Origin of the sequence: Streptomyces sp. NBC_00080 (assembly GCF_045041255.1) — a bacterium.
Taxonomy (GTDB): domain Bacteria; phylum Actinomycetota; class Actinomycetes; order Streptomycetales; family Streptomycetaceae; genus Streptomyces; species Streptomyces coriariae.
In genome coordinates this window covers 114,266-128,178 of the sequence record NZ_CP108235.1, presented here as the reverse complement: position 1 = coordinate 128,178, position 13,913 = coordinate 114,266, and the positions used below count along the sequence as shown (strand labels likewise).

Annotated in this window: 11 protein-coding genes; all 11 read left to right on the top strand. The window is 73.0% G+C overall.

The window, feature by feature from the left end:
* Nucleotides 1-46: 46 nt before the first annotated feature.
* The 11 genes from OHU34_RS00570 to OHU34_RS00520 all read left to right on the top strand — a co-directional run bounded on the left by OHU34_RS00570 (nt 47) and on the right by OHU34_RS00520 (nt 13,880).
* The gene (locus tag OHU34_RS00570; RefSeq protein ID WP_142270749.1) at nt 47-880 is read left to right on the top strand and encodes an AfsR/SARP family transcriptional regulator; all 834 of its coding nucleotides are present in this window, start codon (nt 47-49) and stop codon (nt 878-880) included.
* A gap of 532 nt (nt 881-1,412) precedes the next feature.
* On the top strand, nt 1,413-2,405 hold the full coding sequence (locus tag OHU34_RS00565) for a BTAD domain-containing putative transcriptional regulator (RefSeq protein ID WP_142270726.1): 993 nt from the start codon (nt 1,413-1,415) through the stop codon (nt 2,403-2,405).
* Between the two features lie 402 nt (nt 2,406-2,807).
* The gene (locus OHU34_RS00560) at nt 2,808-4,232 is read left to right on the top strand and encodes a condensation domain-containing protein (RefSeq protein ID WP_142270725.1); all 1,425 of its coding nucleotides are present in this window, start codon (nt 2,808-2,810) and stop codon (nt 4,230-4,232) included.
* Nucleotides 4,233-5,118: 886 nt separating this feature from the next.
* Nucleotides 5,119-6,138 carry a type III polyketide synthase gene (locus OHU34_RS00555; RefSeq protein WP_160160091.1) on the top strand — a complete coding sequence of 340 codons (1,020 nt, stop codon included), beginning with the start codon at nt 5,119-5,121 and terminating at the stop codon, nt 6,136-6,138.
* 36 nt (nt 6,139-6,174) lie between these two features.
* Entirely contained in the window at nt 6,175-6,741 is a 567-nt protein-coding gene (locus OHU34_RS00550) for a cupin domain-containing protein (RefSeq protein WP_142270723.1), read from the top strand.
* 16 nt (nt 6,742-6,757) lie between these two features.
* Entirely contained in the window at nt 6,758-7,915 is a 1,158-nt protein-coding gene (locus OHU34_RS00545; RefSeq protein ID WP_142270722.1) for a DegT/DnrJ/EryC1/StrS aminotransferase family protein, read from the top strand.
* A complete protein-coding gene (locus OHU34_RS00540) occupies nt 7,912-8,907 on the top strand; it encodes a class I SAM-dependent methyltransferase (protein WP_142270721.1) in 996 nt (331 codons plus the stop codon). The genes OHU34_RS00545 and OHU34_RS00540 overlap by 4 nt, the downstream gene beginning before the upstream one ends.
* A 121-nt stretch (nt 8,908-9,028) precedes the next feature.
* Nucleotides 9,029-9,931: an aromatic prenyltransferase gene (locus OHU34_RS00535; protein ID WP_142270720.1), complete on the top strand. Its 903-nt coding sequence runs from the start codon at nt 9,029-9,031 to the stop codon at nt 9,929-9,931.
* A 37-nt stretch (nt 9,932-9,968) separates the two neighbouring features.
* On the top strand, nt 9,969-10,583 hold the full coding sequence (gene wrbA, locus OHU34_RS00530; protein ID WP_200840146.1) for an NAD(P)H:quinone oxidoreductase: 615 nt from the start codon (nt 9,969-9,971) through the stop codon (nt 10,581-10,583).
* A gap of 577 nt (nt 10,584-11,160) precedes the next feature.
* Nucleotides 11,161-12,747: a class I adenylate-forming enzyme family protein gene (locus OHU34_RS00525; RefSeq protein ID WP_142270718.1), complete on the top strand. Its 1,587-nt coding sequence runs from the start codon at nt 11,161-11,163 to the stop codon at nt 12,745-12,747.
* A gap of 59 nt (nt 12,748-12,806) precedes the next feature.
* The gene (locus tag OHU34_RS00520; RefSeq protein WP_235034845.1) at nt 12,807-13,880 is read left to right on the top strand and encodes a methyltransferase; all 1,074 of its coding nucleotides are present in this window, start codon (nt 12,807-12,809) and stop codon (nt 13,878-13,880) included.
* The last annotated feature ends 33 nt before the right edge of the window (nt 13,881-13,913 follow it).

The following is a 13,913-nucleotide window of genomic DNA, read 5'->3' as shown; positions in this document are numbered from 1 at the left end:
AGCCGGCCGCGGACGGCGGTGCGGGCCTGGACTCATGGGGGAGACCGTGGACATCGAAGTACTGGGTGCATTGTCGGTGCAGGAGAACGGGGTGTCGGTCGTGCCGACGGCGCCCAAACCGAGACAGGTCCTGGCGCTACTGGCTCTGAACGCCGATCAGGTGGTCCCGGTGTCGGCCCTGGTCGAGGAGTTGTGGGGTGTGCTTCCGCCGCGCAGCGCGCGCACGACGCTGCAAACGTATGTCTTGCAGCTGCGCGAGCTGATCGGGGCGGCGCTGGCCCGCGGCGGGGACGAACGGTGTTCCGCCAAGGACGTTCTGGTGACGGTGCCCGGCGGGTACCGGCTGGTGACCCGGTCGGGCCGGGTGGACTTCCGGGAGTTCGAACGGCGCGCGGGTGCAGGGTACCGGGCGATGGACGGTGAGGACTACCGGGCCGGGGCGCGGTTGCTGGCGGAGGCGCTGTCGCTGTTCCGCGGGTCCGCGCTGGCGGACGTGCAGGCCGGCGCGCGCACCGAGATGGAGGGGCGGCGGCTGGAGGAGGCGCGGCTGTGCGCGCTGGACCAGCGGATCGAGGCGGATCTGCGGCTGGGCCGCCATCGTGAACTGCTGCCGGAACTGACGGTGATGGTCAATCAGTACCGGATGCACGAGAGCGTGCACGGCCAGTTCATGCTGGCGCTGCACCGCTCGGGCCGGCGCAGCGAGGCGCTGGACGTCTATCAGCGGCTGCGGGCGACGCTGGTGTCCGAACTGGGCCTGGAGCCGTCGGCGGCACTCAGCCGTCTGCAACGTTCGATCCTCATGGCACGGGCCGAGAACCCCGCGCCGGCGGGGGCGGCGGAGACCCCGGAGCGCTGGCTGGTCACCCGCTCCCACTGACCCGCGCCACGGCCGGCCCGGGCCCCGCCCGGCCCGGCCGGGCACCGGGACCCACCCGCGGCCGCACGCCCGGCACCGCACACCCGCCGCACACGGCACCGCCTCCCGTACACCGCGTGGCGCGGCTGCCGGGCGCCGGCCCGGACCGTGCGGGCGGCAGTCCGGCACCCGGCGCGTGGCGCCGCTGCCGGGAACACCCCGCACGAGCCCGGCGCGCGCGGGAACGCGGCCGCCCGCCGCGGCGGCACCGGCACGCCCCCGGCCACGCGTCACGCACGCCCCGGCCATGTGCCACACGCCGTGCACACGCCACGCACGTGCCATGCGCCACGCGTTACGGCGATGAAGCCCCGCCACACCCCGCCCGGCGCGGCTGGGGGGCTGGCCCAACCGGCCGACGGGCAGCCGGAGTCGAGGCTTCCTGGAGGAACGGTCCACGCGGGGCCCGCCGTCCGCCGTCCGCTCCTGTATTCGCCCGGCGCGCCGACTACCCTGCCGGGAATCTCGTCGGACGTTGCGGTGCGAGGACGGCATGGAGTTTGGGATTCTGGGTTCCGTGCAGGTCTGCGACGACCGCACCGGCCAGAGGGTCGTGCCCGTGGGCGCCAAGCAACGCGCCCTGCTCGGCGCGCTGGTGGCCAAGGCCGGCCAGGTCGTGCCCTGTGACCGCCTCGTCGACGAGCTGTGGGGCGAGCACCCGCCGGCGAACGCGGCCAACGCCCTGCACGCCCATGTGGCCCGGCTGCGCCGGCTGCTGCCGGCCCCCGCGCCCGGCCCGGACACGCGGGGCCAGGAGGGGCTGGTGACCCGCCCCACCGGATACGTCCTGCGGCTGGGCGGCACCGACACCGACGCGCGCCGCTTCACCCGCCTGGCCGCCGAAGGCCGTGTGCTGCTCGCCGCCGACCCCGCCCGCTCGGCCCGCCTGCTGCGCGAGGCCCTCGTCCTGTGGCGGGGCCCGGCCCTGCAGGGCAGCGGCCGCGGCGCCATCTGCTCGGCGGAAGCCGCCCTGCTGGAGGAGAGCAGACTCGTCGCCCTGGAAGCCCTGTACGACGCGTGCCTGCGCACGGGGCGCGGACGCGAGATCACCGGCGAGCTGGAGGAACTGACGATCGCCCACCCGCTGCGCGAGCGGTTCTACGAGCTGCTGATGAGTGCGCTGCAAGGGTGCGGCCGACAGGCGGAGGCACTGCTCACCTACGAACGGGCGCGCCGCACGCTCGTCCACGACCTGGGCATCCAGCCGGGACCCGCACTGCACCACCGGATGCAGGCCATCCTGCACCATCCCGGCCCCGACACCGCCGGCAGCACCGGCGCCGACCTGCCGGTGCGGCCGGAGCCGGCGACCGGCCCCGCCGACGGCGTGCCGGGCCGCGCCCCGGACGACGACAGCGACATGACGCTGCTGCGGGAGGAGGTCGCCTGGCTGCGCCGGCGCGTCGAGCGGCTCGCCCGGGAGCAGCAGGACCTGCTCGGCCGCCTCGAACGCCTCACGCAGCGCGAGACGTCCGGCCTGCCCTGACCCTTCACCACGGCACCGGCCCGGCCGGCCGGACGCGCGGCGCTGCGGGCAGGCCTCCCCCCGCGCCCGTCCCGCGCCCCTACCCCGCGCCGCCGCCTCCGGGCCCGTCCTGCCTCCGCGCCCCTCCCGGATCCGGGCCCGTCCCACGCCGCGCCTCCCTGCACCCCGCCTGTCCGCCCGCCGGACGCCCTCCCCTCGCCCTGGCGGGAGCCGTCCGGCTCCAGCCGTCCCCCAGGCGTTCGCGAGGGGTTCTCGAGCCGTGTCGCCGTTCCGTCAGGGCGGTGACGGGGGAGTCCTGCATGATGCGCCCGGGAGTGCCACACCCGGGTATGCCGCTTTCCGGGAATCCTGTGACCTGCGGTCCCGGCCCGGGCGCGGCAGTGACTGCGAGGAGAACGAGACATGGCGAGGTCGAGCCGCCGGCGCCGTGCGTGGATCCGTACCGACCGCCGCCCCACAGCGCCCGCCCGCACGGCACGGCCGCCCGTGCCCGCGGCCCGGCACCGCTGCGAGGCGCTGCTGGACTCCGTCGTGAACCGGCACACCGGCCGGCACGTGGAACAGGCCTGGTGGCGCTGGTACGGGCCGCTGGACACCGAGCGGTTCACGGCTGCCTGGCAGTCCGTCATGGACAGAGAAACGATTCTCCGTGCCGCCTTCGAATGCGCCCCCCAGCCCCGCCTCGTCTTCCACCTGCACGCACGCGCCGAGGTCGTACGCCACCGCGCGGGCACCGTCGACTGGAACGAACTGCTGGAGCAGGACCGGCTGCACGGCTTCGACCTGAGCCGCCCCGGCCCCCTGCGCGTCACCCTCGTCGACACCGGCGCCCCCGGCGTCACCCGGGTCCTGCTCACCTTCCACGACGGGCTGCTGGACGCCCTGAGCGTGTCCGTCCTGCGGAACGAGTTCAGTCGCGCCTACCTCGGAGGCGGCGTGCTGCCCGGCGGTGAACGCCGCCCCGACGTCCGCGACTGGACGCACTGGCTGGAGTGCCAGGACGCCACCGCGGCACGGGACTTCTTCCGCCGGGCCCTGCCCGCGGACCCGCCCGCCGTGCTGCCCGCGCTGCCCGGCCCGCCCACCCGCCAGCACGGCCACGGCCGCGCCGAGGCCCGGCTGTCCACCGCCGAGGCGGCCCGGCTGCACCGGTGGGCGGCCGGCCGGGGCCTGCCGGACTCCAGCGTGCTGCACGCCGCGTGGGCACTGCTGCTGTACCGCGCGGCGCAGGCGAGCGGACCCGTCCCGGTGGGCTTCGGCGTCACCGTCTCCGGGCGCGGCATCCCCCTGGACTGCGCCGAGCGGCTGGTGGGACCGATGCGCGGCTGCCTGCCGATGACCGTCCAGGTCGAGGCCGGCCAGCCGGTCGGCGCGCTGCTGGCGGCCCTGCGCGACCGGGCGCTGGACATGGCGGCCTACGAATGGGTGTGCGCCGGGCAGATCCAGGAGTGGACCGGCCGCCCGGACCGCCCCCTGGAGAGCCTGGTCTGCCTGGAACCCGCCCCGCGCCCGCTGCCCGCCCTGCAAGCCCGGCTCGCCGACGCCGGCATCCGCTACGGGCACTGCCACGCCCGCGGCTCGCACTCCCTGCTGCCCCTCGCCCTGCTCGTGCGGGACGGCGCCGACGGCTCACGGCTTCTCACCGTCGTCCACGACCGGGCCCGTATCCGCGACGCCGACGCGGCCCTGCTGGCCGGCCAGTGCGCCCGGCTGCTGCGCCGTCTGTCCGCCTTCGACGGCGCCGAGACCGTCGCCGAGGTGCTGGAACTGCTCGGCGGGGACGAACTGCCCCGGGCCGCCCCGGACCGCCCTGGCGCCGGGCACTGACGGACCCCGCGTACGGACCACCGCCCGCGCACCCGCCCCGGCGGGAGTCACCGCACCCGGGCCGGGGACGCCGTGCTCCTGCCCGGGGCGCTGCGTCCCCGGGCACCGGGCGGGGCGTTTCGCCGTGTCCGGCGGCGGAAAGTCCCTCTGACATGTGACCCGCGTCACTGGCGATGTTCCTGGCGTGGGGGCTTCACCCCGTGTCACGATTTCCGCACGCCTTTCCTGCCCGAAAACAGTCGCACGGCCGGGAGTCGGGCGTCCTCTCCGCCCCGCCCGTACATGCGGGGCGAACTTCTTTCCCGGCCCGCGGCCGCCGGCGGCATCCCCGGCGGGCGGCGCCTCCTTCCGCACGACCGGGCCGTGCGGGGCGGTAGCCTCCCGCGGCCGGGTGTCCGCCCCCGCCGGTGCGGACACCGTCCGCCGGCCGCCCCCTGCCGCGCACGCCCTCCAACAACGCCCCCACACCTGTCCGGCGGCCGACTGCTCATCCCGCATCCGCGGACGGCCCCGGCGGCGAGCCGCGCACGGCACACCGGTCCGCCGCTGCCTGCCGTCTGCGGCCCGCCCGCCTGCCGTGTGCCCGGCCGGCCCGCGGCAGCGGCCGCCTGCTGTCCGCCCTGACGGGGCCCTGGAAGGAGCGTCCTTGTCGCTGGGCCCCGTGGGCCCGGCGCACCCGCGGCGTGACGCGACGGCCCGCCCCCCTCGACCGGAGGGGACACCGCGGGCGTACCGCCCGACCCGTCGGCGGCCACCCGCCGGCTGACGGGCCGGGGCCCAGCTCAACGTCCTCCTGCCCCTGCTGCCGAGACTCCGAAAGAAGTGGATTCCAGATATGCCGAGGCTATGCAAACCGGCGATGAGCGCGCCGGAACATGTCATCACAATGGAAGAGACTCTGGAGTTTGCCGAAAAGGCGCATGTCGGCAAGCCGCAGCTGCCCTTGGCACTGCGCCTGATCCGCAACACGGGCGTGAAGAAGCGGCACATCGTCCAGCCCATCGAGCAGACCCTGCACCACCCCGGCTTCGAAGAACGCAACCGCATCTACGAGCTCGAGTCGAAGAAGCGCTGCCCCGAGGTCATCGAACAGGCCCTGGCCAACGCCGAACTGACCGCCCGTGACATCGACGCCATCATCTACGTCTCGTGCACCGGCTTCCTGATGCCGTCGCTGACGGCCTGGCTGATCAACAAGATGGGCCTGCGTTTCGACACCCGGCAGATCCCCATCTCCCAGCTCGGCTGCGCGGCCGGCGGAGCGGCCATCAACCGCGCCCACGACTTCTGCCTGGCCCACCCCGGCAGCAACGTCCTGATCGTCTCCTGCGAACTGTGCTCGCTGTGCTACCAGCCCACCGCCGACGACATCGGATCCCTGCTGTCCGACGGCCTGTTCGGCGACGCGGTCGCCGCCGCCGTCGTACGGGGCCTGGGCGGCACAGGCATCGAACTGGAACGCAACGCCTCCTACCTCATCCCCAACACCGAGGACTGGATCTCCTACGCGGTGCGCGACACCGGCTTCCACTTCCAGCTGGACCGCCGAGTGCCCGGCACGATGGAACCCCTCGCCCCGGTCCTGCGCGAGCTGGCCAAGGACCACAGCTGGGACGCCGGCAAGCTCGACTTCTACATCATCCACGCCGGCGGACCGCGCATCCTCGACGACCTCGCCAAGTTCCTCGAAGTCGACCGCGACGTGTTCCGCCACAGCTGGTCGACCCTGAGCGAGTACGGCAACATCGCCAGCGCCGTCGTACTCGAAGCCGCCCGCCGGCTGTTCGAGGAGGACACCCCCGCTCCCGGCGCGACCGGTCTGATCGCGGGATTCGGCCCCGGCATCACCGCCGAGATGGCACTGGGCACCTGGGCCGACGGCGACAGCCCGCGCAGCATCGGCTGACCTCCCCGGCACGCACCGTTGAAGGAAGCGAAGCGTATGACCGACCTCATCCTCCCCCCGGGCACGGGGCGCAAGCTGATCACCCCGGCGCAGGAAGTCACCTTCAAGGCCACCGAGGCCCAGGGCTCCTCCATATCGATCTTCGAGGTGGTCGTGCCGCCCGGATTCGACGTCGGGGCGCACGTGCACAGCCACTCCCAGGAGTTCTTCTACGTCCTGGAGGGCGAACTGGACCTGCTGGCCTTCGAACCGGCCCGGCGCAGCCAGGACACCTGGCACGACTGGGAGTCCCCCGGCGGCGACCGCGTCGTGCGCGCCGGTGAGGGCGCCTGCATGTTCGTGCCCCCCGGCACCCCGCACGCCTTCCGTAACGCCACGGACAAACCCGCCCGGATGCTCTTCCAGAGCTACCCCTCACCCGACCACGAGCTCTACTTCGAGGAGATCGCCGAGATCTGGTCCCGCGGCACCTCGGTGGACCCCGCCGCCGTCGAGGAGATGCGCAAACGCTACGACGTCAGCCAGATCACCCCGCTGCGCTACACACCCCCCGCAGCCGCACCCGCACCTTCCACGCTGCCGGCCGCCGGGCCCGGCGCCTGACGGGAGACGACAGACGATGGAATCGATCCCCCTGGTCCACGCCAGCCTGGGAGAACAGGAACTGGCCGCCGTCGCCGAGGTGTTCGCCTCCGGCTGGCCGGCCGGCCAGGGCCCCCGGGGCAAGGCCCTGGAAGCCCAGCTCGCCGACAAGTACGGCGTCGCCGACGCCGTCGCGGTCAGCAACTGCGGCGCCGCACTGCACCTGTCGCTGCTCGCCCTCGGCGTCAAGCCCGGCGACGAGGTGATCGTCGCCGACTACACCTTCCCCGCCCCCGCCCACGCCGTGCGCTACCTCGACGCGGTCCCCGTCTTCGCCGACGTCCGCCCCGACACCGGCACCGTCGACCCGCAGGCGGTCGCCGACCTGGTCACCGCCCGCACCGTCGGCGTGATCGCCGTCGACACCGTCGGCCTGCCCGCCGACTACGCGCCGCTCCAGCAGATCGCCGACCGCCACGGCCTGTTCCTCGTCGAGGACGCCGCCTGCGCGGTCGGTGCCACCTACCAGGGCCGCGAGGCCGGCGCCCTCGCCGAGGTGGGCTGCCTGTCCTTCCACGGCCGCAAGGGCGCCACCAGCGGCGAGGGCGGCGCCCTGCTCGCCGCCGACCCGAAGATCGCCGCCGACGCCCGGCTGCGCTCCTCCTTCGGCATCGGCAGCATCTTCGACATCGCGAACGTCGTCGGCCTGCCCATCCCCGAATTCACCGAGATCGGCTACAACTTCAAACTCTCCGACATCGCCGCCGCGATCCTCCAGGTCCAGCTGGGCCGGATCGGCGAACTCCTCGACCGCCGCGCCGCCGTCGCCGCCCGCTACGGCGAACTCCTCGTCGGCGAAGACCTGCTGACGGTGCCCCACGTGCCCGAGGACCGTACCCATGCCTGGCAGTCCTACATGGTCACCCTGGACGCGCGCGTGGACCGCGCGGCGGTCGCCGCCGAACTGCGCGCCCAGGGCATCGGCTGCGGACACGGCACCTGGGCCACCCACGTGCAGCCCGTCTTCGAGTCGAAGCAGACCTGCCCCGTCTCGGCGGACCTCTTCCGCCGCAACCTCGCCATACCCATGCACGCGGAACTCGGCGCGGACCAGGTTGAACAGGTCGTCCGCGCCCTGCGCAGCGCCGTGCGCACCCACGCGACGGCCACCCGGGCTCCAGGAGGGGCAGCATGACCGACAACCAGCCGACACCGGACAGCGTCCTGCGGCTCATCAACGGATACTGGGCCACCGGCGTCCTGGGCGCCGCGGCCGCCCACTCGCTCTTCACCCACCTCGACGACGGCGCTGACACGGCCGCCCTGCTGGCCGCCCGCGCCGACATCTCCGAACGGGGCGCGCAGACCCTCCTCGACGGGCTCGTCGGTGTGGGCCTGGTCGAACTGCACGCGGGCCGCTACCGCAACACCCCCGAGGCGTCCGCCTACCTCGTCGAGGGCAAACCCGCCTCGCTGAGCAGCTTCGCCCAGCTCAAGCTGAAGCACATGGGCAGCCTGGTCCACCTGGCCGACGTGGTCCGCGCCGGGGGACCGGTCAGCGACCCGGCCACCGAGGTGGCCGACAACCCGCACTGGGAAGAGGTCGTCCCGGCCATCGCCGCCCAGTCGGTGCCCGCCGCCACCGTCGCCGCCGAGGTGCTCGGGCTCGCCGGGGCCGGCGAGATCTCCATCCTCGACGTGGGCGGAGGATCGGGCATCTACTCGGGCGTCTGGCTCCAGGCCAACCCGGCCGCCCGCTCGACCCAGCTCGACTGGGAACCGATCAACGCCATCGCCCGCCGGCTGCTGGCCGAACGCGGCGTGGCCGACCGGTTCACCTGCATCGACGGCGACTTCCACACCACCGACTTCGGCACCGCCGCCTACGACATCGCGCTCTACTCCCACATCGCCCACCAGGAAAGCCCCGAGGACAACATCGCGGTCTTCGCCCGGCTGCGGCAGGCCCTGCGGCCCGGCGGCGCCCTGGTGGTCTGCGACTACGTCGTCGACGACGACCGCGGCGGCCCCGCCTTCCCGCTGATCTTCGCCTCGGAGATGCTCCTCAAGAGCAAGCAGGGAGGCACCTGGCGGCAGGCCGACTACCGCGACTGGCTCATCAAGGCCGGCTTCACGGACGTCTCGTTCCACTCCGCGCCGCCCGCCACCCTGGTCGTCGCCCGGTAACAGCGAGCCGGCTCTGCCCACCCGCCAGGACCGCCACGGCCCGCGAGCCACGCGCTCAGATCCTGAACGCCTCACCGCGCGCCCCGATGCACACCGTGCCCGTAACCGAATGTGGGGATGTATGTCGGAAAACACCGAGCTGGAAGGTCTCTACGCCGTCATCGAGGAATCGTCCCGGCTGGCGGGCGTCACCTGCTCGCGAGAGACGGTCTGGCCGATCCTGACCGCGTACGGAGACACCCTCGCCCAGGCCGTCGTGGCCTTCAGAGTGGCGACGGGGGAGCGCAACGCAGGAGACTTCGACTGCCGCTTCACCATGCTCCCCAAGGACCTCGACCCCTACGCGGCCGCCCTGTCGAACGGCCTGACCCCCAAGACGGCCCACCCCGTCGGGAACCTGCTGGAAGAACTGCACCGCGCGTTCCCCGTCCAGAGCAGCGGCATCGACTTCGGCGTCGTCGGCGGCTTCAAGAAGACCTGGTCGTTCTTCCCGACCGACGACCTGCAATCGCTGTCCCGGCTGGCCGAACTGCCCTCGCTGCCCGACAGCGTGGCCGCCAACCTCGACTTCTTCACCCGCTACGCACTGGCCGACCGGGTGAGCCTGGTCGGCATCGACTACCCCAACCGGTCACTGAACCTGTACTTCGGCGCGGCACCCGCCGACGTCTTCCGGGCCGAGGGAATCACCTCCATCCTGCGCGACGCGGGCCTGGCCGAACCCAGCGAGCGGCTCCTGCGGCTCGGCACGCGGGCCTTCGGCATCTACGCCACCCTGAGCTGGGAATCGCCGAAGGTCGAGCGGATCACCATCGCGGCCATGACACCGGACCCCACGACCCTGCCGGTGCGCATCGAGCCGAAGATTGAGCACTTCGTGAAGAACGCGCCCTACAGCACCGACGACCGCCAGTTCGTCTACGCGATCACATCGTCGCCCAAGGGTGAGTACCACAAGCTCCAGTCGTACTACCGGTGGCAGCCCCGGGTCGAGAACATCCTGCTGGTGTCCGACCACCGCTGACGGCCCCCGCCCGGCGGACAGCCGAGAGAAGGAAACGATTGTGGAACCCGTCAACGTCGCCGTCATCTACTACAGCTCCACCGGAACCGTGCACGCCCTGGCGCAGGCCGTCGCCGAGGGCGCGCAGAAGGCCGGCGCCGACGTGCGCCTGCGCAAGGTCCGCGAACTGGCCCCGCCGCAGGCGGTCGAGGCCAACCCCGCCTGGGCCCAGCACCTGCGCGACAGCGCCGACGTCGCCGAGGCCACCCTCGACGACCTGGGCTGGGCGGACGCGGTGCTGTTCGGCACCCCCACCCGCTTCGGCAACGCGGCCAGCCAGCTCAAGGCGTTCATCGACACCGCCGGCCCCCTGTGGCAGCAGGGCAGGCTCGCCGGCAAGGTGTGCTCGGCCTTCACCGCCAGCGGCACCGCCCACGGCGGCCAGGAATCCACCCTGCTGGCGCTGAGCAACACCTTCTACCACTGGGGAGGCATCATCGTGCCGCCCGGCTACACCGACCCGGTCCAGTTCCGCACGGGCAACCCCTACGGCACCTCCCATGTGGCCGGGGCCGGCGCGCCCGGCGACGAGGTGCTTCAGGCCGCCCGTCACCAGGCCCGGCGCGTCGTTGACACCGCGGCGGCGCTCAAGGCCGGCCGCGCGGCCTCCTGACCCGCGGCCACCGCAGCACCGGCCCGCAGCAGGCCCGGCCGCCCGCGCCCGGGCCTTCCGGGAACGGGCCCGGCCCGGCGCCCCGGGCCGCGCCGCACCCCGGCACCGCGACAAGGGCCCCGGCCCCGGCGCGAACGGACCGCCCGCGGCTGGGCCGGCACCGCGAGGGCCGCCGGCACCCCCGAAAACCCCTGCCAGGCCGGGACCGGCCCCACCCGCAGCACTCGACACCCGGCCCGCACCCGGGCCCCCGCGGGCGTGGCGGTGCCGGTCACCGGTCCCTCCCCGGGTGCCGTCACGAGAGCGCGGGCGAGCGCGGTGAACGCCGGCCGCCCGCCGTCACCGCCCGAGGGCCCGGTCCCGCTTCACCCCTGCCGGTTCCCGGATCCGCCACCCCCGGCTCCCGGGCCCGCGTCATCGCCGCTGCCGCGGACCCGGCGACCCGCCGCGCCGGGCCGCCGGGCACCCCGGCCGTGCCGCGCCCGCCGTACGGGCGTTGCCATACGGGCCGGTGCCGCGCGCGCCGAGCCGGGGGCAGTCCGCATGTCCATCGCCCACCGCAAAGGAGACAGTCCCGATGAAGGGCTCTGTGGCCTATCAATCGATACAGAAGCGCGGCCTTCACATCGGCCTGCTGCCGGCGTTGGCCGCGGCCGTCAACGGGTCGACACCGATCACCCTCGACCATGATCTGGACGTCCTGCCCGAGGCGGGCCGCCACCTGACGGTCTCCCGGCTCGCCGACCTGGTGGACGACCTGGCGGCCCGTCTGTGGGCGGCCGGGGTGCGCCCCGACGAGCACATCGTGCTCCACAAGCGGGCCAACGCCGATGTGTGGATGCTGGCCTGTGCCGCGTCCCGGATCGGCGCGGTGCCCGTGATGCTGTCGCCCGGCCTGGACCCTGCGACGGTCGGGGCCCTGATCGAGCGGGTCGAGCGGCCCAGCCTGCTCACCGACGGGCACAAGCTGGACGCGCTGGCCGAGATCCCGCTGGCGGAGCTGACCCGGCGGGTGCTCACCGTCGGCGGCGCGCGGCCCGGGGCGCGGTCGCTGGGCGAGTTCGCCGGAGCGCCGCGGGTCAAGCCGGTGGTGCGGCCGATCGACGAGGCTGCCGTGATCACCCACACCTCCGGCACCACCGGACTGCCCAAGCTGGTCGTGCACACCCCCCGCACCCAGGGCATCCGCCTCAAACCGCAGTGGCAGCTGCTGTCCCTGATGCGCAAGAAGGAGACGGCCGCGATCCACATCTCCTTCGTGCACTCCCGGATGGTCGCGGCGATGGCCCTGGCCCTCCTGCGGGAGATGCCGGTGCTGCTCATGAACGAGTCGGACCCCGCCACCGTCGCCGACCTGTTCCTCACCCACCGGCCCGGACTCATCGAGGCACTGCCCAACTCGCTGATGGACTGGGAGGGCCTGACCGAGGACACCCGCAGGCCCTTCGCCTCGGTGAAGTACTTCAGCAGCACCTTCGACGCCATCCACCCCCGCACGATGAGCCGGCTGCTGAAGTCCTCCGAGCGGCGCGGTGCCCTGTTCTTCCAGATCTACGGGCAGAGCGAGGTCGGGCCCGCCGTCGGCCGCGCCTACTTCCGCGGCTCCGCCCACAAGGTCGACGGGCGCTGCGTCGGCTGGCAGATGCCGTGGGGCGCGGCGAAGGTGCGGGTCGTCAGCCGGGACGGCGCAGCGCCCTCCGAGAAGAACCCCGGCTTCATCGAGGTCGCTTGGCCCGGCCTGGCCAAGACCTACTTCGCCGAGCAGGAGCGCTATGACACCAACCGCGACGGCGACTGGTGGCGCACCGGCGACGTCGGCTACCGCACCAGGTTCGGCTGCCTGCACATGCTCGACCGCGAGGTCGACATGATCGCCGGGGTGCGCAGCTCCCTCGAGGTCGAGGACCTCGTCCTGGGCCGGCTCGACGAACTGAGCGAACTCGTCGTGATCCAGGGCCCCAACGCCGAGCCGGTCCCGGTGATCTGCACCCATGACGACCGGCCCCTGGACCGCGACCGCTGGCGCGCGGCCGTCGCCGCCTTCCCCCAGCTGGCCGACCCGATCCAGATCCCGCAGGACGAACTGCCGCGCACCGCCACGCTGAAGGTGCAGCGGCTCGCACTGGCCAGCCGGCTCCAGGACCGGCTCGAGAACCTGACATGACCCCCGCCCGGCAGACCGCCCCCGCGGTGCAGACAACCAACGCGAAAGAGACGAGTGCAATGACACCGGAAGCCACCCTCGCACGACTGCGTGAATACATGGTGGGCCCCTCGCGGTTCATGACCGTGCTGTCCTGCTTCGAGCTGGGGATCGTCGGCGCGCTGCGGGACACGCCCGGCCTGACCGCCGCCGAACTGGGCGACACCGTCGGCGCCAAGCCCGACGCCGTGCAGCAGCTCCTGCACCTGCTGGTCAAGGAGGGCTTCGTCGCCCTCGACGAGGACCGGGGCACCTACCGCCTCGACGCCCTCGCCGGCGTCGCCGAGAACGACCTGCGACGCGCCCTCGCCTACATGAACATGATCAAAGTGGTGGCGCTGCGCCAGCTGTTCTACCTCACCGAGAGCACCCGCTCCGGCACCATCGTCGGACTCAAGGAGCTCTACGGGGTGGACGAGGGCACCCTGTACGGCGCGGTCGCCGACCACACAGACCTGCGGGACGCCTGGGCGAACCTGATGAACACCGTCACCGCCCACATCGACCCCTGGTTCTTCGCCAACGTCGACATCCCGGCCGGGTCGAAGGTACTCGACCTCGCCGGCAACACCGGGCTCGGCGCGATCCACACCTACCGGCACAAGGCCTCGCCCGGCCTGCACGTCACCACCTTCGACCTGCCGGAGAAGGAGAACGAGGCCCTGGAGAACTTCAGGACCCACCAGGTGGCCGAGCACTGCTCGTTCATCGGCGGCGACGTCTTCGACGGAGTCCCCGAGGGCTTCGACATCGTCCTGATCAAGCACTTCCTGGACATGTTCGACAAGGACGACGTCTTCAGGATCCTCAAGGGGGTCAACGCGTCCCTGGAGGTCGGCGGCCAGGTCAACATCATGGTGCCGGTGTACCCGGAGGACATCACCGACACCGACAACTACAACGTCGACTTCTTCCCGGCCTTCTTCATCGGCTGCGCCATGGGCCAGGGCGGCCCGCAGCAACTGTCGGTCTACCAGAGCTGGCTGGAGGAATGCGGGTTCAAGGTGACCAAGGCCGTCACCAAGGACGCCTCCGAGATCCCGCCGGACGTCATCCCCGTCCAGGCCATCCTGTCCGCGACGAAGGTCGCCTGACCGGCCGGACCGCCACCCCCTCGCCCGGCGAGC